This is a genomic window from Phenylobacterium sp., assembly GCF_035309685.1.
Lineage (GTDB): Bacteria > Pseudomonadota > Alphaproteobacteria > Caulobacterales > Caulobacteraceae > Phenylobacterium.
Genome location: NZ_DATGEX010000064.1, coordinates 63,704 through 88,146, shown reverse-complemented (window position 1 = coordinate 88,146; position 24,443 = coordinate 63,704). Strand labels below are relative to the sequence as shown.

14 protein-coding genes are annotated in these 24,443 nt (G+C 66.0%); 2 read left to right on the top strand and 12 right to left on the bottom strand.

Annotated elements, in window-relative coordinates; genetic code table 11:
- Positions 1-195: 195 nt before the first annotated feature.
- From VKQ35_RS19420 to VKQ35_RS19365, 12 genes are all read right to left on the bottom strand, one after another.
- Entirely contained in the window at positions 196-6,693 is a 6,498-nt protein-coding gene (locus VKQ35_RS19420) for an RHS repeat-associated core domain-containing protein (RefSeq protein ID WP_324364375.1), read from the bottom strand.
- A 133-nt stretch (positions 6,694-6,826) separates the two neighbouring features.
- Positions 6,827-8,035, bottom strand: a complete 1,209-nt coding sequence (locus VKQ35_RS19415; RefSeq protein ID WP_324364374.1) for a type II secretion system F family protein — start codon at positions 8,033-8,035, stop codon at positions 6,827-6,829.
- Entirely contained in the window at positions 8,028-9,737 is a 1,710-nt protein-coding gene (locus tag VKQ35_RS19410; protein ID WP_324364373.1) for a GspE/PulE family protein, read from the bottom strand. Before VKQ35_RS19410 ends, VKQ35_RS19415 begins: the two co-directional genes overlap by 8 nt.
- The gene (locus VKQ35_RS19405) at positions 9,716-10,462 is read right to left on the bottom strand and encodes an A24 family peptidase (RefSeq protein ID WP_324364372.1); all 747 of its coding nucleotides are present in this window, start codon (positions 10,460-10,462) and stop codon (positions 9,716-9,718) included. Before VKQ35_RS19405 ends, VKQ35_RS19410 begins: the two co-directional genes overlap by 22 nt.
- On the bottom strand, positions 10,459-10,911 hold the full coding sequence (gene gspG / locus VKQ35_RS19400; RefSeq protein ID WP_324364371.1) for a type II secretion system major pseudopilin GspG: 453 nt from the start codon (positions 10,909-10,911) through the stop codon (positions 10,459-10,461). The genes VKQ35_RS19405 and gspG overlap by 4 nt, the downstream gene beginning before the upstream one ends.
- Complete coding sequence (locus tag VKQ35_RS19395; protein WP_324364370.1) at positions 10,875-11,492, bottom strand: hypothetical protein; 618 nt, start codon at positions 11,490-11,492, stop codon at positions 10,875-10,877. The genes gspG and VKQ35_RS19395 overlap by 37 nt, the downstream gene beginning before the upstream one ends.
- Positions 11,493-11,562: 70 nt before the next feature.
- The gene (gene gspD, locus VKQ35_RS19390) at positions 11,563-13,500 is read right to left on the bottom strand and encodes a type II secretion system secretin GspD (RefSeq protein ID WP_324364369.1); all 1,938 of its coding nucleotides are present in this window, start codon (positions 13,498-13,500) and stop codon (positions 11,563-11,565) included.
- A gap of 80 nt (positions 13,501-13,580) precedes the next feature.
- Entirely contained in the window at positions 13,581-14,189 is a 609-nt protein-coding gene (locus VKQ35_RS19385; RefSeq protein WP_324364368.1) for a hypothetical protein, read from the bottom strand.
- Positions 14,171-14,686, bottom strand: a complete 516-nt coding sequence (locus VKQ35_RS19380) for a hypothetical protein (RefSeq protein WP_324364367.1) — start codon at positions 14,684-14,686, stop codon at positions 14,171-14,173. The genes VKQ35_RS19385 and VKQ35_RS19380 overlap by 19 nt, the downstream gene beginning before the upstream one ends.
- Entirely contained in the window at positions 14,683-15,489 is an 807-nt protein-coding gene (locus VKQ35_RS19375) for a hypothetical protein (RefSeq protein ID WP_324364366.1), read from the bottom strand. The genes VKQ35_RS19380 and VKQ35_RS19375 overlap by 4 nt, the downstream gene beginning before the upstream one ends.
- On the bottom strand, positions 15,489-16,055 hold the full coding sequence (locus VKQ35_RS19370) for a prepilin-type N-terminal cleavage/methylation domain-containing protein (RefSeq protein WP_324364365.1): 567 nt from the start codon (positions 16,053-16,055) through the stop codon (positions 15,489-15,491). Before VKQ35_RS19370 ends, VKQ35_RS19375 begins: the two co-directional genes overlap by 1 nt.
- Positions 16,052-16,381 (bottom strand): hypothetical protein, encoded by a 330-nt coding sequence (locus tag VKQ35_RS19365; RefSeq protein ID WP_324364364.1) that lies wholly within the window; start codon positions 16,379-16,381, stop codon positions 16,052-16,054. The genes VKQ35_RS19370 and VKQ35_RS19365 overlap by 4 nt, the downstream gene beginning before the upstream one ends.
- 282 nt (positions 16,382-16,663) lie before the next feature.
- On the opposite strand from VKQ35_RS19365, the gene VKQ35_RS19360 reads away from it, so the two are divergent.
- Both VKQ35_RS19360 and VKQ35_RS19355 read left to right on the top strand, forming a co-directional pair.
- Positions 16,664-17,359, top strand: coding sequence for a hypothetical protein (locus VKQ35_RS19360; RefSeq protein WP_324364363.1), 696 nt, complete (start codon positions 16,664-16,666; stop codon positions 17,357-17,359).
- A gap of 193 nt (positions 17,360-17,552) precedes the next feature.
- The gene (locus tag VKQ35_RS19355) at positions 17,553-24,431 is read left to right on the top strand and encodes an Ig-like domain-containing protein (protein WP_324364362.1); all 6,879 of its coding nucleotides are present in this window, start codon (positions 17,553-17,555) and stop codon (positions 24,429-24,431) included.
- The last annotated feature ends 12 nt before the right edge of the window (positions 24,432-24,443 follow it).

The following is a 24,443-nucleotide window of genomic DNA, read 5'->3' as shown; positions in this document are numbered from 1 at the left end:
TTGCTCTACTTCGTCGAGAAAAATGACAAGACCCACCATTGATTCGTAGGGCGGATCAAACGCCAAGTCGTCTCGAAAGAAATCGCACGTATCATAAGAATCGCTCTGATCCATAGATGCATCGGGAAGAGAAACAACATCCCTCAATCGACATGCGATCTCTCTTCTCGTCTCAACTGCTTTCAGTATCATGGCTTATGACCCAAACAGCTTCTGCTTGATCCAGTCAATCGCAGGAATGTGCGCCTCCGGTGCATGTGAGGGTCGATCTCCCTGCACGGGATTCCCCTTGGCATCGCGAACAGTTCCACCCCGCGTCTCCTTCACTTCTGGACCTCCTCCTTCAGCTCCTTTTCTTTCGACTCGAATCTGATTGCCTTTGCCGTCACCGACTTTGACTCCGCCCGAATCGCTCTTTTTGGGAGGAGCCCACCCCTCCCTTTTGGCCACTTCCTTCGCAATTTGCCGCGCCGCAGCGAAAACAACTCGTCCCGTTATGGCCTCACAGCCACCAGCAGCGCAGCCACCCGCCCCACCAAAGACGACTCCTGTCGCGATGAGCTCTGTGCGAGCTCGCTGTGGATCGGGATGCTCTCGCTGGTCAGCATCGATTGAGGCAAGGGTTTGAAGTGTTGTCTGAGCGGACTCAGTTCCGCTTGGATCAGTCCGATTCGTCGGGTCGTCCTTCACATAGGTATACAGGTTCGGATCGTCCTGCTGGCCGATGGGGTCGGTTTGCAGGAACCGACCCATCATCGGGTCATAGACGCGGGCTTTGTCGTGGTAGAGCTGGGCCTCAGGCAGGGCGATCTGGCCCGTGTAGGCAAACCGCATCGGGCCCCAGGAGCTCGTCTCTCCGTAGGGGCCGAAGCTGTAGGTCGTGACAGCACCGGTGGCGTTCGAGGTCGCGATGATCGAGCCCTGTCGGTCGGCGTGCAGCCAGGACTTCGGCGAAGTCTCGTCCAATCCCTCGTACCAAACGAGGGGTTCGTCGATTCCGCCTCCGTGGACATAGTGGCGTACCGCATGGTTGAGGTTGTCATATTCGCCCAGCAACCGGTCGCCGTCGTAGAGGAAGTTCGTGACGGTGCTTGAGCTGCCGGTGGTCGCTGTGGTCTGCGAGAGTCGTCCCAGCGGGTCGTAGGTGAGCGCCATCGACACGCCACTTTGGCCTGGCGCTGGACCAACGCTGATGAGGCGGTTTTCGAGATCATAGGTCAGCGCGCGAGCCCCATCGCCCGTCAAGTTGCCATTCGCGCTGTATCCGCTGAGGACCGTATAGGTGGCGTCCCTGTTCAAGCCGTCGAACGTGCGACTGGGCAACATGGGTGGGCGGCCAACCCAGGTGTAGGCGTCGCTTTGCTGGACCAACGAGGTCGCTTGGGAGGCGGGACTGAAGCTGACGGTCTGCAGCGACACCTTCTGGGTATCGGTGCCAGCTTGTGTCAGCGCGCTCAGCCGTCCGGCGCCATCATAGGCGTAGTCCGCGTAGCCGCCGTTGCCGCGGTCCATGTGAGCACGGCGTCCCAGCGGATCGTAGAAGATGCACACGAGGCCCACCGCCCCACCGCCGGACGTCGCCGGGCAGGCGGCCTGAGCCGGCTCACGCAGCCCGACGAGGCGGTTGGCGGCGTCGTAGTCGTAGAGCGTCGAAAAGCCGTCGAAGAGCGTTACCGCGATCCTATTCCCGGCGGGGTCTAGAGTTGAGGTCACGCTGCGGCCGAAGGTCTGGTCCTGGGTCAAGCGGCCCGCGAGATCGTAGGTCAGGATCGTGCCCAAGCCCGCAGGGCCCGCGAAACGCGCAGAGGTCATCCGCCCGGCAAGGTCGTAGTCGTAGTAGACGTCATGAGGCGCATCGGCTTCGAGATGCTTCTCGATCACGCGGTTCAGGTTGTCGAAGACGTAGGTCAGGCTCTGGCCATTGCGGCGGCGGAACGAGAGTCTGTTGCCGTTGCCGTCGTAGCTGAAGTCCTCATGATCGGCGGCGTTTGAGGCGCGAGCTCCCCGGGCGAGCACGGGATAGATCTGACTCGCGAGGCGGTCGAAGCCGTCATATTGCAGCGTGGTCAGATTGCCGTTGGCGTCGGTGATTTGGGTGCGCTGACCGTTCGGCGAATATCCGAAGGACTCAATGGCCAGCGCTTTGAGGTTAGTCGCGGCCTGCCCAAAATATCCCCGATCTGTTTCGGTGAGCTCGCCGCGGAAGTTGTAACCGTTGAAGGTGACCCGGTCCTGGAGCGGCGTGTTGATGTTCGCCGCGACGGGCGTGCAGGCGTCTGACGGTGGGGCGCCGAAGGTCGTGGGGTCCATGCGGACCGCCGTGCAGGCCAGGTTGTCCGTGGGGTCGTAGGACAACTGGGTGAGTGCGATGATGGAGCCGCTGCCTAGATCGCGGACAGCTTCCTGAACACGGTTGCCGACCGCGTCGTGGGCGAATTCGGTCCGCAGAAGCGCCGTGTAGCCGGCCGCCAGGGCGGAGGTGGACGTGCCCTTCTCCTCAGCGGTGAACAGCCCGTCGTCGTCGTAGGTCCAGTGCTGCGTGGTGCGAGCCGCCGGCCCAGCGCCATCTGGATCAGGCGAGATAAGGTATGTCAGGCGGCGGTCGGAATCCCACACTAGGTTGGTGGTGTCGGTCCGCGGGTCGGTGATCTGGAGAACATTGCCTATGGAGTCGAAGCCAAGCGTGGTGGTCAGATTGAGACCGGTCGGGTCGATCGTGGCCGAGCCCAACACAAACTTGTTCGCGGAATTGTAGGCGTAGGTGGTCGTGACGCTTTGGGACGAGGAGATTTTCTTCGTCGCGGCGGTCAGCAGCTGGACCGTGTCCGAGCCCATGGTTGTGGCGGTGTAGGTAAAGTCCCGCTCCGGCCGCACCCCGTGGATATCGGCAGGCTGAAGGATTTGGGTGAGTTCGCCGGATCCTGCGTCCCAGGTGTAGTCGCTCACGGCGCCTATAGCGTCGGTGATCCTGGTCGGCTTGTTGCACGTCTTGGGATTGGTGCAGGTGATCACACCTATCCCTTCCGAAAGGGTGGTCGTCGTTCTCAGGGGCATCAGTGGCGAACCCGGCTTTGGGGTCCGCAATGTCGAAACGACATTGGAGCGGACGTCATACGCCTGCTCGGCGGTGTCGAGTTCAGGATTGATGGTCTTGGTGAGGCGGCGCATCGGGTCATAGTATTTTTGCGTCACCGCGTTGGTCGGATCGACGGACTGGAATTCGCTGTTGTTTTCGTCGTAGAGGCTGAGCCAGCTGTTGCCGCGGGCGTCGATCTTCACGGCCCGCTTCCAGATTTCCTCGGCGATGCCCCCCGATAGGTGGGTGGTGACCCTGTTGAGGGCGTCCATCTCGGTCGCAACCCGAAGGAGGTCGTCGTAGGCGATGAACAGCAGAGGGTAGGTCTGAATGTTGGCAGGATCGCCGGCCGAATAGATGCGCCGAAGCTTGTAGTTCGGGCGCACGATGACCGAGGGGTCAGGGGAGTAGCTGTCGGCGGCATATTCGTACTTGCTGACCAACGTCATCGGATCGGTGGCAGTGAAAGTATTGCAAGCCAGCGCCTTCACCGCGGAAGCATCGAAGGGGCCAGGTGACACTTGGGGGCATCCGGCCAGCGCGAACTGGACAGAACGCCCACTGTCGTCCGTCACCGCGGTGATGCGGTGTCCCACGTTGTAACCTTCGAGGCTGCCGGTGAAGAGCGAGTTGGAGAACGCACCGCCCGTCAGCACATTGGTGAAGGTCAGGGTTCGCCCAAGGGAGTTGGAGACGCTGGTCAGATAGTAGTGCTGGTAGGTTGGACCCAGGCCGCCCGCATCTGCCACAAGACCGGCGGCGTCAAGCCAGCTCACCGACTCGGGCTGGTAGTTGAAGTTGATCGTAAGGCCATTTGGAAACGCCCAGGTATCGGCCTTGAAGACCGGATCCCCGATCCATTTGGTGGGCTGGCTTGGAATCAGCAGGGCAGAGAGCGAGCCGATGCTAAAGTTGATCCGCGCGCCGTCCTTGTCCGTGCGCGTGAATGTGATCAGCGAATAGTCCCACGAAGACCCGCTTCCGGAGTTGAGCCCCGAATAGGGTCCCGCGCGCCCATTGGTCTGGACGAGTGACGCGGCCGACCCCGGCGGCGCGTTGAAGCGGCCGTCAGGGAGTTTTAGAAACACTTCCTGCGTCGGCGGCAGGGAGACTACGACCGCGTTGTCCGGAAGCTGATCGCTGAGCCAGGATGCGGCGAACATGGCCGCCATCCGATGCTGAAGATCGGGGGTCTTGAAGAGGTCGTTGAGCACATAGGCCACAGCGATCGCGGCCGAGGCGTCCAGGGCGGAGTCGCGACCGAAGGTCTTTTGAGGGTTGCTGACGATGCTGGCCGTGATCTGGAAATTGTGGGTCCATCCCCCGCCGAGGTGCGAATTGCTGTCCTCGTCGGCCCCCGAGTAGCGCCAGACGCCGATACGGCCTTGCGGCCAGATGCCTGCGCCCTGCGGACCCGCAAGAGTTTCGAGCGTGCCGTTGTCGGAGCTGTAGAAGCGCTTGAACGGTAGACTGAACGGAAAGTCGCCCACGCCCGTGACAATGTCCGCTGGCGGAGCCACGGCAAGCCCACCCGTCGCTTCGTTCACCGACGCTTCGGCGGACCTGCGGCCGGCCTCGGTCGCATGCGCTGATTTGATGATGTCGGCCTCGGGGTCGGCACCGGTCGGCGCCGGAGTCGTTGCGCCCTTCGAAAGTCCAAAACCGTCAAGGAGGATGTAGGCGTTCGCATCCGATCTAAGGGCAATTTTGAAGCTGGCCGCCAAAAATGGCTGACCCCAAACGTAGAGGACCGGGTCTGTCGCTGTCATGTAGTCGTACCGGCCATTTGACAGCATCTGATAGAAGGACGGATCGCCGCCTTGAGCCTGACCGAAGCTGACAACTGATGCACTCGGCACCAGCACAAACGGCGAGTGCTGTCGATTCTGGTCAACGAAGGCGGCGATCGCGGAGACCGTCACTGGGGCATGGCGTGCCTGCTGGCTGACCGACCCTTCGATCGCGACCTGGACCAGGGATGATGTCTCGAAGGCCGCGGAAGCCGCTGCGGTGGAATAGGTCGCCGGCGTCACACTCACGGTGCTGATCGCCGTCATGTCGTAGTTGGGATCGAGAGAGGAGGTCGCAGGGAGGGTTTCCGGCGGGAGCTGCGCTGTGACCATGCCAATGGTGTTATGGGTTCCGATCGTAGATCCGCTGACCTGCGCCGCCAGCCGATTGAACATGCTCCTCTGCACGAGAAAATTCACCGCGAACGGAACCTCGTCCCGTCCCTGGCTGGTGGGGCTGCTGTCCACAGCCTGCAGATCGCTGAAGAACTTCTGGGTCTGTGGCGAGCCGTCGCCCCAGCCTTGGATGACCGTGACCAGGTCGCCCATGGGGCCGGTGATGCTGTTGCTGGCGAATGCTCCGTGCTGGTAGGCGTAGGGATGGCTCGCGGTCAGAGTGATCTGGAGCGTCAACAATCCGTGCGGGTATGTGATGCAGCCGGTGCCGCAGGACTGGACCAGACTGTCGTCAGCGTACAGCGTGCCCGCTGCCAGCCGCACGATCCGAGTCGAGATCTCGTCGCTGAAGAAGGTCTGATTGATAGATCCGGCCACTACGTTGAGGACCGAGCGGTACTTGTCCGGGATCCCGTTGACATCGCTCCAGTTGATCTGTTCGAGTGCCGGATAGGGCAGGCTCGCCGACACCGCCGGCGCGTAGCTGGCGTCGATCCGTTTGCCGCCGATGACATCGTCCAGTCCCTGCCCGGGATTGTTGGTTTCAAGCCTGTGTTGCAGGTTTGCAGCCCACGTCTGCACGGCGCCGACAGCCAGCGCCTGGTTGGCGTCCTTCACGCCCACGAAGCCATTTACCGTTGGCTGGGTGGCGTTGACCATCATCTGCGCCAAGACGCCCGCTCCGCAGGTCGAGGCCGACGAAGGACCACATCCCATCAGGCTCGCGATGTCTTGACCGGGCTTCAGGGTGTGGCGCTTGAATGATGGATCATAGAGGTTGCCGTTCGCCGCGACCCAGATGTGGGCGAGCGTCACGGTGGAGAGTGTGCCGGTCACCGCAGCGCAGGTTGTTTGGTTGTTGACGATGGCAGGGATCCCGCCGTCGGCGAGAAGCTGGCAGGCCGCGCGGGCATCGACAGCGAGTGCGGCGGGTGCCGCGCCCGGGTTGGTGACGAGGCCCGTCCACTGGCCGAATTGCAAGCCGGTTAAGGTGATCGTACCGACCTTGTAGGCGACGTTCGGAACGCCGGCTTGGTCCAGCAGTTTAACCATCAGATCCGCTTGGTCGAACGGCGTACCGGACTGGTCGATCAGAGCCCCGCGGGCACCCTTGGCGAGGCCGAAGCGGAACTCAACCTCGATATTGTTGCGCACATAGTCGAATACATTCTGGGTGTAGCTGTCCTTGCCATTGCCGCTCGCGCCGAGGCTGCGGGAAACAGCACGGATTTCGGGCCCGGGGTCCGCGGCGAGCGCCAAACCCAGGGTATGCGTCGTGGCCGATCCATAGAATGACCACGCCTGGCTCGGAGACACCAAGTCGGCCGCGACCAGTTTCATTGCCGGCAACTGGGCCTGCGCAGTCGAGAAGCCAAAACCTAGCCACAGCGCCGTTGCCAGGGCGCAAAGGCCCTGCCGAATCCCCCACATCGAACGGCCCCCCGGTTGCGCGACGCTTCTCGCTCAGGCGGTTCCCGTCGAGGGCCACCCGCGCACAAACCCTAAGGCCAAGCTTGCGCAACCGTCAATTGCGCCTGCGATAACTTCGCGCGTTTCGTGGGGTCTAGTTGAGAGCCGATGAGCCAAGCTGGCTGACGCCGGAGAGCACGCTGCCCATCAGGGCGCCGAGCAAGAGACCGAGGACGACGATCAACACGGGCCCGGCTATGCGGCCGAAGCTCTCGATCCGCCGCATGGCGGCGTCCTCCTCCAACTTGCCGCCCCGCAGCAGCATTGGGCCAAGCGCGTTCGAGGCTTCGCCGACCGCCGCCAGGCGGACAATGGAGGGTGGAAAGCCCTTGGCGGTCTCCAGTGCGGCCGACAGGGGTTGGCCTTGGCGCACAGCCTGCAGCATCGGCTCGATGCGCCGGCGCGCCGCTTTCGTCATGGTCGCGCGGTTGGCGAGGCGCAGGGCGTCGGTCACGGGCGCGCCGGCGCTCAGCATGGTTCCGAGCGAAATGGCGAACCCCCCGAACACCAGGCCACGGACCGTGCGCCGGGCCGGTCCGTCCAGCACCGCGGCCTCCAGCGGGCCATTGAGCAGGCCCAGCCGGCCGGCCATCGCCAGCAGCACCACCGAAGCGAGGGTCAACACCTCCAGCGCCGTGAGATTGGCTTTGAGGAAATTGCTGGCCGCGATCAGCATGGCGAGCGCCGGCGGCGGCGTGGTGCCGGAGTCGAGCGCCAGAGGCGCGATGGTCGGCACGATGAACAGCAGGATGACGAAGACGGCGGCGATGGCGCTCACTAGGACGAAGGCCGGATAGGAGAGGACCGAGATCAGCTGATCGCGCAGCTTGATGCGCGCGTAGAAGATCTCTGCGGCACGCTGAAGGCCGCCGGGCAGGTCGCCGGAGGCTTCACCGGCCGCGATCATCGAAGCCACGAAGCTTTGCGAGCCCTTGAAGCTTTGGGCGAAGGCGCGGTCGAGAGCCTCACCGCTGGAGATCGCATCGCTCAGCGCTTTCGACAGAGGCTTGACCGGCGAGCGATCGGAGCGGCCGCCGAGGATGTTGAGCGCGGTGCGGATGTCGGCTCCGGCGCGCAACAGGTCCGCCAGGCTCGCCAGGAAGTCGGCGCTTTCGCGGGCTGGCGCAGAGCGGACCTTGGCCGGCGCGGCAGGTCGCGAGGCGCGCCGCAAGGAGAGCGGCGCGAGGCCGCGGGAGCGCAGCGTCTCGAACGCCACGCCTTCGTCCCCGGCGTCGAGGGCGCCGCGGATCCGTCGGCCTGTCGCGTCGACGGCCAAGTAGCGGAACTGCGAACTCTCAGCCATGCAGAGTGGTGGCCACCTCCTCGAGGGTCGTGAGGCCGGCCAATGCCTTGTCGTAGCCATCCTCAGCCATGCTCTTCATGCCTGCGCGGCCGGCAATCTCCTGGATGCCGAGCGGTGAGACATGGTCAGCCAGCGCGCGCAGCAAGACGTCGTCGGCCTGAAACGCCTCACCGATCGGGATGCGCCCCTTGAAGCCCGTGCCCTTGCAGGCCGGGCATCCCTTGGGCTGCTTAAGCTGCGCCGGCACGCCGACACCAAGTGACTCTGCAAACAGCCGTTCGGTGTCAGAGGGCGCTGCCGCCTCAGCGCACCGCTTGCAGAGCCGGCGCACCAGACGCTGCGCGACAGCGCCCTTGAAGCCGGCCACCAGCTGATACGGCTCCACGCCCATATCGCGCAGTCGCGCAATGACGCCGACCGCATCGTTGGCGTGGACCGAGGCCAGCACGAAGTGGCCGGTCATCGCGGCTTGAACCGCGACGGCCGCCGTCTCCGGATCGCGGATCTCACCCACCAAGATCACGTCGGGATCCTGCCGCAGAAAGGAGCGCAGGGCGGCCGCAAAGGTAAGGCCGACATGCGGCGCCACCTGCGTCTGAGAGACGTGCTCGAAATGGTATTCGACGGGATCTTCGATGCTCAGCACCTTCTTGCCGCTATCGCGGAAGGTCTCCAGCAAAGCATAGAGCGTGGTGGTCTTGCCGCTGCCCGTCGGGCCCGTCACTAGGAATAGGCCGTGTGCGGCCTTGGCCGCTTGGCGCAAGACCTGCGACACGTGCGGGCTAAGCCCTAGTGCATCCAGGTCAAGTGGCACGCTTGACCGGTCGAGGATTCGCAAGACCGCAGATTCGCCGAACACGGTAGGCGAGGTCGCGACGCGCACATCGATCTGCTTACCCTGGACGATGAAGGTCGTGCGGCCGTCTTGCGGCATGCGCCGCTCGCCGAGGTTCAGGTTGGCGATGACCTTGACCCGGGACACAGCCGGCGCCGCGAGGTCAATCGACACCACCTGGTGCTCGAACAAGCGTCCGTCGACCCGCAGCCGCACGCGCAGATCGTTGCGGGTCGGCTCGAAATGGATGTCCGAAGCGCCCAGCGCGATCGCAGCCTCGAAGGCCGAGGCCACCAGCCGCGCCCCGCTGCCGTCCGCCGAACTGTCGGTGACGAGGTCGAGTTCGCGCTCAAGGCGCCTCTGATCGGGCGCGATCTTTAGGTCGCGCGGCGCCGCGAACGCCTTCTCGAACTCCCTCTTCCACTCTGCAGGACGCGCCGCCAGGATGGTCAGATTGCAGCCGGTGGCGAACACCAGTCCGGCAAACGCCTCATCGTCGAGCGGGTCGCAGGCTGCGCAGGTGAGATCGCCACCGTCGCGGCGTAGGGGCAGCACCCTCGCCCGTCGCAGGAATTCCGCCGAGACGCCAACCAAGGTCAGATCGCGTTCGACCGGCGCCTGCAGCGGCTCCCAAACTTGGCAACCGGTGGCGTCGGCGTAGGCGATCACCAGATCGTCGTCCGAAAGGCTGCCCATCTGGTTGAGCACCTGCTCGACCGGCTGCTTGGTCTGGGCGGCGATCAACTCGGCGCGGGCGATGGCGGAGGCGTCGACGACAGCCTCGTCTTGCAGCTTCTGCAACACCGCGTCGCGACGCGGGCGGACTGCGGCTCCAAAGCCGGTCTCTAAACCGCCCACGGCCGCCATCCCTGTTCAAGCGCCACGCCAAGGGCCCAACCTGAGGCCGCGATCATCGGCCCGAAGGGCGTTCGCTGGCGGGCCGGGCGAACCAACAGCGATGCGGCCAAGCCCAACACCGCAGCGCCCAACACCATGAGCGGGGTCGCAACGCCAAGCCACAGCGCCAGCGCCGAGATCAGCTTGACGTCGCCCAGCCCCAGGCCTGGATCACCGCGCCGGCGTGCGAAGCTTCGGCGGAGCTGCAGCAATATGGCGCCGCTGGCGAGGGCGGCGAGCAGCCCCATGCCGAGCGCCATCCACCCAGAGAGCGCCGAAAGCGTCGCGCCGCCGAGCGCCACCGCCAACGTCAGGCGGTTGGGCAGACGTTGGACCTTGGCGTCCACCGCCACCTCGGCCACCAGGCATAGGCCGATGATCGCCATGAGCGCTGCGCGCAGCGGCGCGCCTGTCGCAATCGCCGTAACGAGCACTGTGGCGCCCGCGAGCTCGCCCGCCAGATGAATCGGATCGATCCGCGCGCCGCAAACCGCGCAAATGCCGCCGGCGCGCAGGTAGGAAATCACCGGAACGGTCTGCAGGTAGCTCAGCGGCGCATCGCAGTAATCACAGTGGGAGCGTCCAGCGTGGGAGGTTTCGGCTCGGCTCAGGCGCACGCCGGCGGTGACGGCATAGCTGCCCAAGGCGAGACCGCTGACGGCGGCCAAGGCAAGCAGGCCGCCGTTCGCGGTCATTGGCTGGCCGGGGCTGTGAGATCCTTATCGAGCCCGGTCCCGCCCGGGGCGCCGTCACGTCCAAGGCTGGTGACTGTGAACGATTGGCCGTCGGGCGAGACCGTGTACTGCACGGGACGGCCCCAGGGGTCATTCAGAAGCTGAGTGCTTTTGAGATAGGGTCCAGTCCAGCCGTCGGCGCCGGCCGGTTGAGCGAGAAGACTCTGCAAACCTTCACCGGAACTTGGATAACGCCCGACGTCAGAATGGAACATCTCGACGGACGAGGCGACGGAATCGAGCTGCATTTGAGCTGTCTTCGCGCGGGCACGCCCGAGCTGTCCGATGATGCCAGGCGTGAGCACCGCGACCAAGAGCGCGATGATGGCCAGCACGACCATCATTTCGGTGAGGGTATAGCCTTCGTCCTTTTTCAGGCGCTTGGAAGCGCCGCCAGCAGGCCGTCGCATATCTGAAGTCCCCCCCGGGATAGCCGTCGCGTGACCACCGCGGCGGGATGCCGCGCGTCACCTGTAAATCTCACGATCCTGTCGTCTCGCCAACCCGCATCGGTTGTAGCGGTGATCCTCCACGCCTCTCCGATGTGCCAGGCCGGCGTCCCGCCGTCCTGCGGCGCCTGGCGCGAAACGTAGGCAAACTGCGCTTCTTGCCCGAGCGGCGAGGTCAGGCTCGGGCCACAGGTCCGCCAGAGGGGCGCAGGGTCGAGATCGCCGACCGCGGTCGCGCCCGAGGCCACGTCGGGCCGGGCAAGAGCCGCGGCGAGGGTCGCCGGCGCAGCCACGCCAAACTGCGCGAGCGTGGTCGCTGGCAGGGCCGCGGCGGCGCTCAAGGTCAGCTTGTCGACCTCGGGCTCAGCGGTGATCTGCATCCAACCGAAGTCGGTGCTTAGGCTCCAGGCGAAAGGCCCCGGCGCGCCGCTCCGAATAATGGCAGCGACGGCCTGGAGATGGGCCCCGTCGAGGGCGTATTCCTGGCGCGAGCGCTCGAGTTCGGCCTTGGTCAGCGTCAGCTGATCGAGGCTGCGCAGCACCAGGGCCGACCCCAACAGAGTGAGCGCCAGGCAAAAGACCAGAGCCGCCGGCGTGGCGAACCCTGCCTCGCTACTTTCGGGTGGGGATGAGACCACGGCTCTGCAGCTCATGCATGTCACCTTCCAAGTCGGCCATGGCTTTGTCGCTGGCCGGCGCGTCGCGGAGGATGCGGGCCGTGAGCAAGACGATCAGCTCGCTTCGGTCCTGGGTGTGGGACTGTGACTTGAAGAGTGACCCCACGAGCGGAACATCCTTCAAGTAGGGGATACCGCTGTCCCCATCGTTGCGCGTCGAGCTGATGAGGCCGCCCAATGCGACAACGCTGCCCTCGTGCATCACTAAAGCACTTTCGAAGCGGCGCTGCTGGATGGTTGGAGAATCGATTCCGGAACTGGTGGTCTGGGCGACTGAGCTGACTTCCTGGCTGACCTCCAGGGTCAGCTGCCCATCACCGCTGACCCGCGGCGTGACCGTCAGGATGACACCGGTGCTGCGGTAATCGACCGAACTTACCACCGGCGCCCCGGCCGCCGAGGTCGACTGCGACGCTTGGGTGACGACCGGCACCTGATCGCCGACCTCCAGGTGCGCGGTACGCCCATCGAGGGCGATGATCTTCGGCGCCGAGACCACCTCGACGGCGGTGCGCGATCCCAGGGCGTGGACGGCGGCGTTGATGTTGTTGTTGAGGAAGGTCACCGAAATCCCGGGTGAGCTCGGGCCGATGGTTCCGTTGGCGTTGTTGATCGAGCTTACCTTGGTGTCGTTGGACAGCACCGACCAGTCGACGCCGAACTCGAAGTCCTTGCTCAGCGTGACTTCCAGAATTGAAGCTTCGATCAGAATCTGAGCCGGCGTGCGGTCGATCTCGGTGAGGATCCGCTGAATCTGCAGCCATCGTCCGGACGACGCGAAGATGATCAGGGTGTTGGTGTCCCTATCGACGCCAATGCGCGCGGGATCGTCGCCCGCGCCCCCAGCGCCGCTAGACACAGCGGGAGTCGACGGCGCCGGCGGCGGAGCCTGGGCGGCCTCCCTGGGCGGCGCGCCTTGCAGACCTGAATTGAAGTTGAAGCCACCTTGAAAGTTGGATGTCGTCGCGCCGGACTGACCTCGACTTGAGCCTGTATCGACGGCGCCTTGCAGGCCGAGGACGCTGTTGAGGGTCTTGGCGAGGGCGTCGGCCGAAGTGGCCTTCGGCCGGTAGATCCACATGGCTGTCGCCGACTCTTTGCCCGGCGTGTCCAGGCGCGCCACCCACTTCGCCATCTCCGTGAGAGCTTCTCCGGAGCGGCTGAAGATGATCAGGCCATTCAGCCTGCGCAGAGGCACGACGCTCACGCCCACGAGCCCGGCGCCTTGAATGATATGCTCGAGTTCCGGGGCGACCGTCATCGCCTGCGTCTGCGTCAGCTCGAACCAGCGGATCTTGCTGTCTTCGAAAGCGCTCTGATCGAAGATCTTCAGCGTCTCCATGGTCGTCTTCAGCTGGCCACCAGTGCCGCCCAAGAGCAACAGGCCGAGCTTGTCGCTCGTGTAGACCACGCCGTTGGCGTTGGAGATCGCCTCTAGAGCCTTGGCGACCTCACTCGGCTGCGCGTAGGCCAGAGGAACAGCCACGATCTCATAGCCCGCCGAGGTCGCCGCCTGATCGCGACGGCGGATCACCGCGGCGGATTTAGCTTTGGCCTGGGGGGTGACGAGGAGCACGTCGCCGTTGTGCACCAGGGCAATGCCGTTGGTCTCAAGCACGGCTTCGAACGCGGCCAACAGTTGCTCGCGCGTCAGCGTCTGCTCGATGCGGAACGACATCCGCCCGCTGACCGCCGGGTCGATGGAGAACGCCGTGCCTGTGGCGCCAAGGACTTCCTGCACCACCTGGGTGATCTCTGCGTCTTGGAACGCAAAGGTGTAGGCATCCGCGGCCCCTACCTTGCCGCCGTGCCTGGGTTCGGCGATCGGAGCTTCGCGATGCGGCGGCGCCGCCGACGCGGCTCCGGCGAGCATGAGGACGGCCGCAGCCCCGGCTGCGAATCCTGAGAGGCATGAGCGGGGCGCGCCGCGGTCCCCGCGACGCGACGGTCGCATCATGGCCGCCTCGGGGCGCTGGCCGGCGGCGGCGGCCGGCGAAATCCGGGCGGAATACCGTCCAGTTGCGGCGCAGGGGTGAGCGGCGGATTTGGCGCCGATAGGGCCGCGGAAGGCGGCGTGGGAGAGGCCGGCGGAGTCGGCCCCGACGTGGGGCTAGCTGGGTCATTGCCCAATCGCTGGCCGAGGCCAATCTCGACCGGGCCGTAGATGGTGTCGACCACGACCTTCGAGTTCCCCACCGCCTGTAAAGTGATGCCATCCCGCGTTTCGCCCAGCATCATCCACTCGGCCGGGTGATCGTTGATCGACAGCAAGCCCGCGATGCGCGTGCGGGAGCGGACCAGGCCGTCCAGCCGCAAGGCGGGCGGCGGGACCGCGCCGGGTCCGGTGGTCAGGAAGAAGATCGGTTCGGCGGTCAGGGCGGCCACGTCCACGGCACGGGCCGGGGCGACCGTCATTGAGGGGGCGCGAAGCGCTGCGACCTGATCCTCGATCGGACCGAGCCGCGCGTCGGCGGCCGACGGACCGCCGCCGGCGAGCCAGGCGAGGAACCCGGCGACGAGACCGCCGACGATGGCGATGGGCGTTAGCGAGAGGCGGAGCAAAACACACGACCTGAGATGCTGAAGGTGACGAAGGAGGTCTTTGACGAGAGGTCGACCGAGTCGATGAACACCAGCGGGCGCACCGCCCCCAATCGCCCCAAAGCTGTCAGTGCTGCCTCGTAAGACCCAGCGCCGGAAAGGCGCAGGCGAAGCGGCGCCAACACCCCGAGCCGCGCCTGTGGCTCCTGGGTAACCTCGATGCTGACATTCTGCAGCGGAAAGACAGAGGCCAAGGCGAAGAGCTGGGCGCGCAACCGTTCGGCCTCCGCCGGCAAGGCCGACGAACAGGTTGCATCGGCCGTCAGGCCTTGCGTCGGGGTACGTTGGCGAAGCAGTTTGGCGGCGAGCCCAGCATCGCGTTCCACCGCCGCCATTCGCGTGTCGAAGTGGCCCGGCTTGGCCAAGCTCATGAGCGCGACGGCGCCGGTGAGCGCGCAGACGAGCGCAATGGCCGCGCCGCCCGCGAGCTCAAGGGCCGAAAGCGGGCGCACGCTCATCGGCGATTCTCGGAGCGCTGAGTTGCAAGGGGAAGCTGCGGCCGGCCAACGCCCCACAAGGTCAGCCCGGGCCGCGGGTGGGGCCCCCGCGTGATCGGTCGGTCGCCTGAGGTCAGGGGCGGGGTGTCCCCCCGCGCCTCAATTGCGATCAGGCCGCGGTCCCAATGAAGCGCCACGATCCGAGCGTCGGGAGCCTTGGCCTGCGCCACCCAGGCGATGTCATCCACCACCTCCTGTGGGATCGCTGCGTCGGGATGACTTTGGGTCAGCGCCAGAAGCCGCAGATGGTCAGCCTCCAGCCGGCGCCCGGCTCGCAACTTGGCCGCAACATTGTGTTCCAGGAGGTCGAGCCGCTGCGCCGCCTGGTTCCGCGTGTTGATGACCTCGCCGGTGGCGTAACCTACCGCCAGCAGGAGAGCGATGGCGCCGAGACCGAGAAATACGAGGCGCTGGAGGCGCGGAAGCGTGTCACTCGATGTGCGCGCCCCCCCCCCGAACGCCACCCGCACGGATTGACCGTCGACCTCCTCGACGGTCTCGAAGGGGCCAGTGTAGTCCCGCCGTCGCACATAGAACACCGCATAGCGGCCCGGCCGACCCGGCCCCCAGGTCTCGAGCCGTCGCAGCCGATGCATCACCTCGGGGATTGGCAGGGGTGCGCCGTGGCGCGCCTCAAGCTGAGCCGCGCGGGCTTGATCCCATGGAAGACCGGCAGGCACGGCGATGGTGCGCACGAACACCATCGGCGCCACCGGCTCTGGACCTTCTGTTTCGGGGAATTCCTTGAATGCGGCACTGGCCATCAGCGGCAATCCCCGGACACAACATCGAAGACGCAGGTGACGGGTTCTTCCTGCCACAGGCGCGCCCGCACCAAGCTCGCAGGCGCCCCGTCGCCATCGCGGATGATCGCGATTGTCCGAAGGTGCTGGCGCACGTTGCCGGGCGGCGGCCAGGTCGTGCTGACGCCGAGCTCGCTCTCGTAACTGAAGTGGGCTGGGCCTGTGGTGTTGAGCGCGAGCTGTCGAACCTGTCCGTTGTCGCTCAGCTGCAACGCCAGGCTCGCTGGCGCGGCCGGCGCGATAAGCTGGGCTTGGCACGGCTGCCCCCCACCACAGTTGAACTGCAGACTGGTCTCGGAACCCGCCAGCTGGGTCGGCTGGTCAGAGCGATCGGGGCCCTGCGTCGCAAGAAGCCGCTCGAGACTCGCCTGGACTGATCGCAGCGCCTGGGTGTCGCTGACCTGACGGGCTACCCGCTGCTGCTGGCGTTCGAAGACGCTAAGGCCGGAGGTCACGCCACCCACGGCAAGCGCGAGGATGGCGAGCGCCACCAGGGTCTCGACCAAGGTGTAGCCATCATCGTTCATGTCGCGTCCGCCGTCGGGCAGGTCTCAAGCGTGGAGGCCCAGTAGTGGCGCGCCGACGCCGTCGAGGTTAGCTGGACATACCGTCGACAGACCGAGATGGGTTGCTCGGCGCCGGTGAGCTGCGTCTGCAGACTCCAAGTGAAGGTCCCGGTGGTCCCTGTCGTCGTCTCAAGGCGCCGCGGACCTGAGACCAGAAGATCGCGCATCAGCGCGTCAGCTTGCCGGATGTCTCTCGCTTGCTTCGCGGCCTGGGCGGCCTGCTGCGCCGCCGCCAAGGTCAAGCTCACCGTCAAGGTGATGACGACCAAGGCGACCAGGGCGTCCACGACAATGTAACCCGCCTCCGCCACCTTGCCGCCGGCCCTCGAACGCCGCCATGGAGCGGGACCGAACAGGGCAATGGGGAACTGGGTTCGAAGCAGATGTCCTAAAAGCCTTGGGTGTGGATACAAAAGCGCCGCCCCCCAGCGTTGCGCCTGAATAGGTATCATATAGAGAGGGGCCTGCAACTTGCAGTTTCCAGCTGGCTACACGCTCGCATGACGTTATCGCCGACCAGTGTTCCGGGACCTCGGTTCGCGCCTCTCGGATCTGATCGACGGCGCGCTATGCTGGCCGGCTCGATTTCGGTGGTGTTGCATCTGTTGGCGGCAGTCGCCCTGTTGGGAACAGCGTCCGGTCAGTTGCTCGCCGATGAGGGCGCGCCGGCTGCGGCCGGCGGCTTGCCGCCGATGGCCGTCAGCGTGGTGTCGGCGTCGAGTCTGCGCGCGCCGTCGACGACGCGTGACGGCCTGCGACCCCTGTTCGCGAAATATGGCGCCGACCAGCCGCCGGTGCAGATCGCCGACGACCCGCATCGTTCCGCCATGAGCCGACTGCTTGGGCAACTACAGGGCGCCGAGGCTGGGCAATCGGCCACGTCATCGACCGCGGGCGCCGGAAAAGCGCCGTCGATCGCCCCCGTCGAAAATCGGTCGGCGAGCGCCCGAGGTCGAGGCCATGGATCGGACGCTGGCGCCCCCGGCTCGACGGGAGGTCTCTGGGGCGCGGTGGAGCCCTGTTGGACGCGTTTGGCCGGGGCCAGTTCTGTGCCCGTCACGCTGGAGGTCACCCTGGACGCGCGCGGAAGACTATCTACGCCGCCGCGCATTTTGCGGGAGGCTGGTCCCGCGAATGAGGCGCGGTTGCGAGCCGAGGCCAACGCCTTGGCCGCGCTAGCCGCTTGTCTACCAGAAGGCGATGTACGCTTCAGCGGACGGCTCTATCGCCTAGAATTCCAGTCGCCCCAAAACGCAGCTGGATAGAGCGCGTTGAGGGCCGGGCTCCCCAGGCCGTCGATCGCGCCCGCAACTATTACGAGACTCACGCCAAAGATGAGCCTTGCGTTTTCACCACCATTGCGGATTGTAGCGCGAGTACAAGCTTAGCCATGAAGCTGGGGGGCGCTGAGTGGGGGTGATCGCGTCCCGTGTTGGACGATGGCTGCGGCTCGCTGCCGTGCTGCTGGTGCTGACGCCCTCCGGCGCGGTAGCTCAGACCAGCACGTCCTACGCCTACGACGCCCTAGGTCGGCTCGTCAAAAAACAGGACACGACCGAGCAGATCACCCAGCGGTCGATCTACTACAGCTACGATCCGGCCGGAAACCGGACCGACATCGCCAACAGCCTGGACGGTGTCCGTGAGCTGGCCGTCAGCAGCTTCACGCCCTCCTCCGACAGCGGCCTCGGGACAGGGCTGACGCCGACCGGTATGGCGGACGGTCGCGTGGCGGCGGCGAACACCGTCTTTGTCACGCAATCGGAGACAGCGGCCTGGATCAAGGCCGATCTGGGGTCCGCCCAGCCGGTCGGCTCCATCGACATCGCTGCCGCGAGTCTCACGGCCTCGGGCATTGGCGCGGATAACACCAACAGTTCGGTGATCGAGTATTTCGACGGCACCAACTGGGTCTACGCGGCAACCATCAGCACTGTGCAGGCCAACGCCTACCTGACCATCAACATCGGCGGTATCACGGCGCAGTACTGGCGAATCCGCCGCACCGCGTCCGGCCAATTGGGGCTTGGGGAGTTCCGCTTCTTCAGTGGACCCCGTCCGCCGAGAGCGCCCAGCGGCGGGCCGATGACCGCCTCCGCCGTCGGTTTCACACTCGCTCCCGGTGGATTGGTGACCTTCCATCCCCTCGACAATGTGGTCGGCGGCTCCGCACCCCTGAGCCTCTTACCGCTCGCGACGTCGACCGCCGGCGGCGGCGTCGTCTACATGCCGGACGCGGTGACCGTGAACTACACCGCCCCTGCTAGCGGGGTCAGCTCAGACCAGCTCACCTACACGGCCCAAGACGCCACCGGCGCCACGGTCATGGGCACGGTGAATTTCGCGATCAATCCCGGCTCTACCGAGTCGGGGACCGACTATCCTTTTGCGGTCGCAATGGAAGAGAAGACCGCGCCTGGACACACCATCACCTTCAACCCGCTCAACTTCGCTCTAGATACTTACGGGCAGCCGCTGCAGATCATCAGCCTCGATCAACCAGCCGTACCCCAGAACACGATTTCGAAAGACCCTGTCACTGGCGCGATCACCTACACGCCCTGGCAGTACTGGGCGGGTGACGAATACCTGAAATATACCGTGCAGAATCCAAGCGGCAGGACGTCGAGCGCGGTCATCCACATCGCGGTCGCCTCGGATATTCCGCCAGTCGCCAACCCTGACGCCATCTCGGCCCGGCCCGGCCTACCGGTGACATTCGATCCGAGGACCAATGACAGCGACGCCAACGGCGATCCGCTGACGATTGTTGCGGTGGGGCCCGCGGGCCACGGGACCGTGACCATCAATGGTGGAACGAGCGTCACCTATACCGACCAGGCTGGGTATCTCGGCCCTGACAGTTTCAGCTACACGATCTCCGACGGCCAAGGCGGCTCAGCGACCGCCACCGTCTCGGTTACCGATCGGCTCAACCTGCCGCCCGTCGCGGTGGACGACGTCGTCACTGTGCCAGCAGGCGGACCCTTCACCTTCGATCCTCGGGTCAATGACAGTGATCCAGACAACGACCCGCTGACCATCATCGCGATCGGGACGCCAAGCCATGGCACCGCTGCGCTCCAGGCGGGCTTGGCGATCATCTACACGCCGGCCGCCGGCTACACAGGGCCGGACAGCCTCACCTACGAGATCAGCGACGGACAGGGTGGGACCGCTCAGGCCACGGTCACCATCACGGTCTCCCCTGACGCTGTCGAGTATCTGGTCGTCGCCGGCGGCGGCGCTGGCGGCGTCTACAATCCCTATGGAACCAACGTGCTGACCGGCGGCGGCGGCGGCGGCGGCGGCGTGCGGAGCGGGGTCATGCTGTTGCCGCCAGCGACCTACACCATGACCGTGGGCGCCGGCGGCGCCGGCGGGACCAATGGCGGCAATTCCTCAGTCGGCACGTTGATCACCGCAATCGGCGGCGGGGCCGGTGGCCAGGCGGGTGGGTCGGGCGCGGGCGGCCCGGGCGGCCCCGGAGGCGCGGGCACGCCCGGACAAGGTTATCCCGGCGGCGCGGGTACGGCCAATAGCCTGACCGCCCAAGGCTCATATGGCGGCGGCGGCGGGGCCGGTGGTCCGGGCCGCGCGAGTATCCCGGAGGCGCCCGGAAACCAAGCCACGGCGCCGGGCCAAGGCGGAGGCGGCGGGCCCGGAATCAGCAGCAGCATTTCGGGGACCACCACGACCTACGCCGCGGGCGGCGGCGCCGGCGCCTTCTCCTATACGGACGTGACGGGCTACCACGCTGAATACGCCGGGGCCGCCGGCGACTCGAGCGCCCAAGCGGGCGGATCGGCGCCGACTTACGACGTTCCGAGCGCGCCGCCGAACCGCGGTGGCGGCGGCGGGTCGCCCGGCTACGATGCAGGCGCCGGAATCCAGGGAGAAGGCGGCGCCGGCGGCTCGGGCGTGATCATCCTTCGCTACCAAGGACCGGCGCGGCCCTACGGCGGGACGGTTACTCAAGTCGGCGGCTATACCATTCACACCTTCACCGCCACCACCGCTGTGACGGTGCCGACCAATCGTGCGCCGTTCGCGGCCAACGATGTGATCAACGTCCGGCCCGGCTTCTCGCGAACCTTCGATCCGCGCGTCAACGACTCCGATCCGGACGGCGATCCGCTATTTGTCCTTTCGGTCAGCGCTCCAGCCAATGGTGTCGCCTCCGCGGCGGCTGATGGAACCAGCGTGACCTACACGCCCAACGCCGGGTACCTGGGCGCGGACAGCTTCACCTACATCGTCAGCGACGGTCGCGGCGGAACCGCGATCGGGACCGTCTCAGTGACGGTTCGCAGCAATTCCGCTCCAACGGCTGTCGATGACGCTATCTCCGCGTCTGCAGGCTGGCCGTTGACCTTCGATCCGCGGCTCAACGATACCGACCCCGAAGGCGATGCGCTCAGCATCACGTTTTTGGGGACCTCGCCCAACAGTCTGACCCATCTGAATCCGGATGGGACGGTCACTTACACCGCCAATCCCGGCTTCACCGGGGCAGACAGCTTCACCTACACGATCAGCGATGGTCAGGACGGAACGGCCACAGCCACAGTCCATGTCACCGTCGCGCCCGAGGTGCGCGTCTTCACGATCAGTCCCGCCGTCAACGGCAAGACCACCTGGAATCTAGACATCGACGGAACGCTGAGCCTGCCGACCGCCGGGACCTGGACCTTGACGCCGCAGGCGAATTTCGTGGCGCAGGCCAAGGCTTGGGGCGCCGGCGGCGCGGGTTGGACGAATTCGGCCGGTGGCGGGGGCGGATACGCCGGCGGCCTAGTGCAGTTCCAGGCCAATGTGGCCTATCGCCTGGATGTCGGGATTGGCGGCGGCGTGGCGACAATCCAATCAGGGGGTGCGCCTGGCGGCGGCTCCGGCGGAGTCTACCAAAATCAATCCTTCGGCGGCGGGGGTGGCGGCTTCTCCGGCCTCCGCAAGAGTCTCTCCAACGCTGCAGTTCTGATCGCAGGCGGCGGCGGCGGCGGCGGGAGCGCTGGCGGTGGCGCGGGTGGCGGATTGAGCGGGCAGCCCGGTGGGAGCTTGGGTCTCATCAACAACCCGAATTTCCCCTACTACGCCGGTGGGACGGCAGGGACGCAGACGAGCGGCGGAAGCCCTTTCATGGCCGGCAACGGCGGCGGGGCGGCGGGTGGTGGCGGCGGCGGCTACTACGGCGGCGGCGGTGGTGGTGGCGATGGGCAGGGAGATGGCACCGGAGGCGGCGGTGGGTCGGGCTATGCGCTCTCGTCCGACGTGACGTCAGCTGTGTTGGCGGCGGGCAATGCGTCGGCGCCCGCAAATGGCGCCGATCCGGACCGTGGTGGGGCAGCAAGCGGCGGCGCCGCCAGCTCCGGAGCCGCGGGGGCGCCGGGTGAGGTGATCCTTGTGGGCGTCAGCAACTCGAACACGGCCCCGGTCGCCTACAATGACTCAGTGAGTACGACTTGGCTGGCGGCCAAAACCTTCGATCCTCGGGAGAACGACTACGATCCGAACGGCGACACACTGACAATCACAACAATCGGGCCTGCGGCCCACGGGACGGCGACGCTGAATGGCGGCGCCTCGGTGACCTACACCCCGACGCCGAACTATGTGGGCACAGACAGCTTCACCTACGCGATCAGCGACGGACGCGGCGGGACCGCCAGCGCCACCATCACGGTCGCCGTGACGGCGCCCACCAACACCGCACCCACGGCGGCCAATGCCAACGAATCTGTCCGGGTGAACCACGCGGTGACCTTCGATCCGCGGACTGCCGATAGCGACATCGAGCTCAATCCACTCACCATCAGCGCCATCACGGCGCCGGCGAACGGCGTCGCAACGATTGCAAGCGGCGGAACGTCGATCACCTATACGCCGACCGGCGGCTACATCGGCCCCGACACCTTCACCTACACGGTGAGCGATGGCCACGGTGGCGCAACGACCGCCGGCGTTTTCGTCACCGTCTATCCGAACACCGCCCCCGTCGCGGTGGATGACACAGTGGCGGCCACTGCCGCCGTGTCCTTCGACCCCCGCACCAACGACAGCGACGTCGACGGCGATCCGCTGACGGTGATCTCTGTCACGCAGCCGACGCACGGCACAGCTTCGGTAGTCACCGGCGGCGCGGCGGTCTCCTACACGCCAATCTCCGGCTACGTTGGGCAGGATAGTTTCACCTACACCATCTCAGATGGTCAGGGCGGCACGGGCACTGCGACGATCCGCGTCAATTCGGCGATCGACTATCTCATGGTCGGCGGCGGCGGCGGCGGCGGCGGCGATGCCGCCACAGGGGTCGTCAATCAAGCCGCCGGCGGCGGCGGGGCCGGTGGTATGAAGACCGGGTCCTTCACCCTGACGGACGGTGTCACGTCGTTCTCCGTTGTGGTTGGCGCCGGCGGCACCATCGACAGCGGAAACGGCGGGAGTTCGTCGCTCGGCGGATCATTGGCTGTCTCAGGCGGGGGTGGCGGCGGCAGCTATGGAGGCAGCGGACTCGATGGCGGATCCGGCGGCGGTGCCGGTGCCAGATCGTCTGTGGGACAGGTCACGTTGGCAGGTCGCGGAATCCCGGGCCAAGGGAACGATGGCGGTGCCGGCTCTGGAGCTGGCGTTACCGGCGCCGGCGGCGGCGCGGGCTCGGCGGGCACGACAAACAACGCTGGGTCTGGGCTGGCGAGCGGCATCACTGGGACCTCCGCCTACTACGCGGGCCTAAGCGTCGGCAGCGCGTCCAATAGCGGGTTCGGGATAGGAGGGCATGGGGCCAGCTACTATGTCGCATCTAGTGCGGGCACTGGCGGCGTTGTGATTATCCGCTACCCGACCGGGACGATGACGGCCGTCGGCGGCACGATCACCCAGGCGGGTGGCTATACAATCCACACCTTCACCGCCAACGGGACCTTCACGCGCAATAGCATGCCGGTCGCCGTCAACGACGTTATCGTCGCTCGCGGCAGTGCTGTCACCTTCGACCCGAGGATCAACGATAGCGATCCAGATGGCGACGCACTGACCGTATATTCGGTAACTTCGCCGACCCACGGCACTGCTGTCATCGGCGGCGGTGGGACGCAGATCACCTACACCCCGTTAGCCGGCTATATCGGGCCGGACGGCTTCAACTACACAGTGCGCGATGCACGCGGGGGCATGGCTGGGGCGGCGGTAAGCGTCATCACCAACCATGCGCCTGTCGCAGCCAATGACAACATCACCGCGGTCGCCGGCGTTGCATTCACCTTCGACCCGCGCACCAATGATATGGACGCCGATGGCGATCCTCTGACGGTCGCAACCGTGACCGTGCCCCCGCACGGGACGGCCGCGATCACCGGCGCGGGCGCTTCAATCACGTATACCCCCAGCGCCGGCTACAGTGGGTCAGACACCTTCAACTATTCGATTTCCGATGGCCAAGGCGGAAGTGCTTCGGCAAGCGTCAACGTAACCGTCACGCCCGCCCGAACCTTCACGATCAGCCCCGCAGTCGGCGGCGTCACTACTTGGAACATTGACGTGAACGGCCCCTTGAATCTGGGGACTTCCGGGACCTGGACGATCACGCCGCAAAACACCTTTTCGGTACAAGCCAAGGCTTGGGGCGCGGGCGGCGGCGCCGCCTCCAATGCCGGAGCTGGCGGCGGTGGCGGCTATGCGGCCGGTACGATCCAGCTTCAAGCGGGGGTCGCCTATCGGATCGATGTTGGCGCGGGCGGCACCAACGGCGCCGGAGGCGGCGCGGGCGGCGCGCCGGGCGGCGGCGGCGGCAGCAGTGGCAGCTGGGAATTCCCGGGGTATGGCGGCGGCGGCGGGGGCTTCACGGGCCTTCGTAAGAGCTCTGGCGCCGCCGTCTTGATCGCCGGCGCGGGTGGGGGTGGCGACGGCAGCTACGCCGGAGTGGGCGGCGGGGGCGCCGGCGGCGGCGCCTCGGGGAGCGCCGGCGCAAGCCCGCCCGATGGCCATACGACCGGTGGCGCTGGTGGTACGCAAACGACGGGCGCAGCGCAGTTTGCGGGTTCTGCCGCATCTACTAGCACTATAGGCCAAGCGGGCGGCGGCGGCGGCGGCTACTATGGCGGCTTTGGTGGCGCGAACGTCGCCTATTGGGACGACGACATCAGCTTCACCGTAACGAGCTCGAGCGCCGGAGGCGGCGGTTCCGGCTACGTTTCGTCGAGTGACGTCACGTCCGGCGTGTTGACCGCCGCCTCGGGCGCGACTCCGGGAAACTCGGGGGACTCGGATCGCGGCGGAGCCGGCTCCGCCAGCACCACAGCCTCAGGCAGTGCGGGCCGCATCATCCTGAAAGGAAGTTAGGCCCTTGCCGCT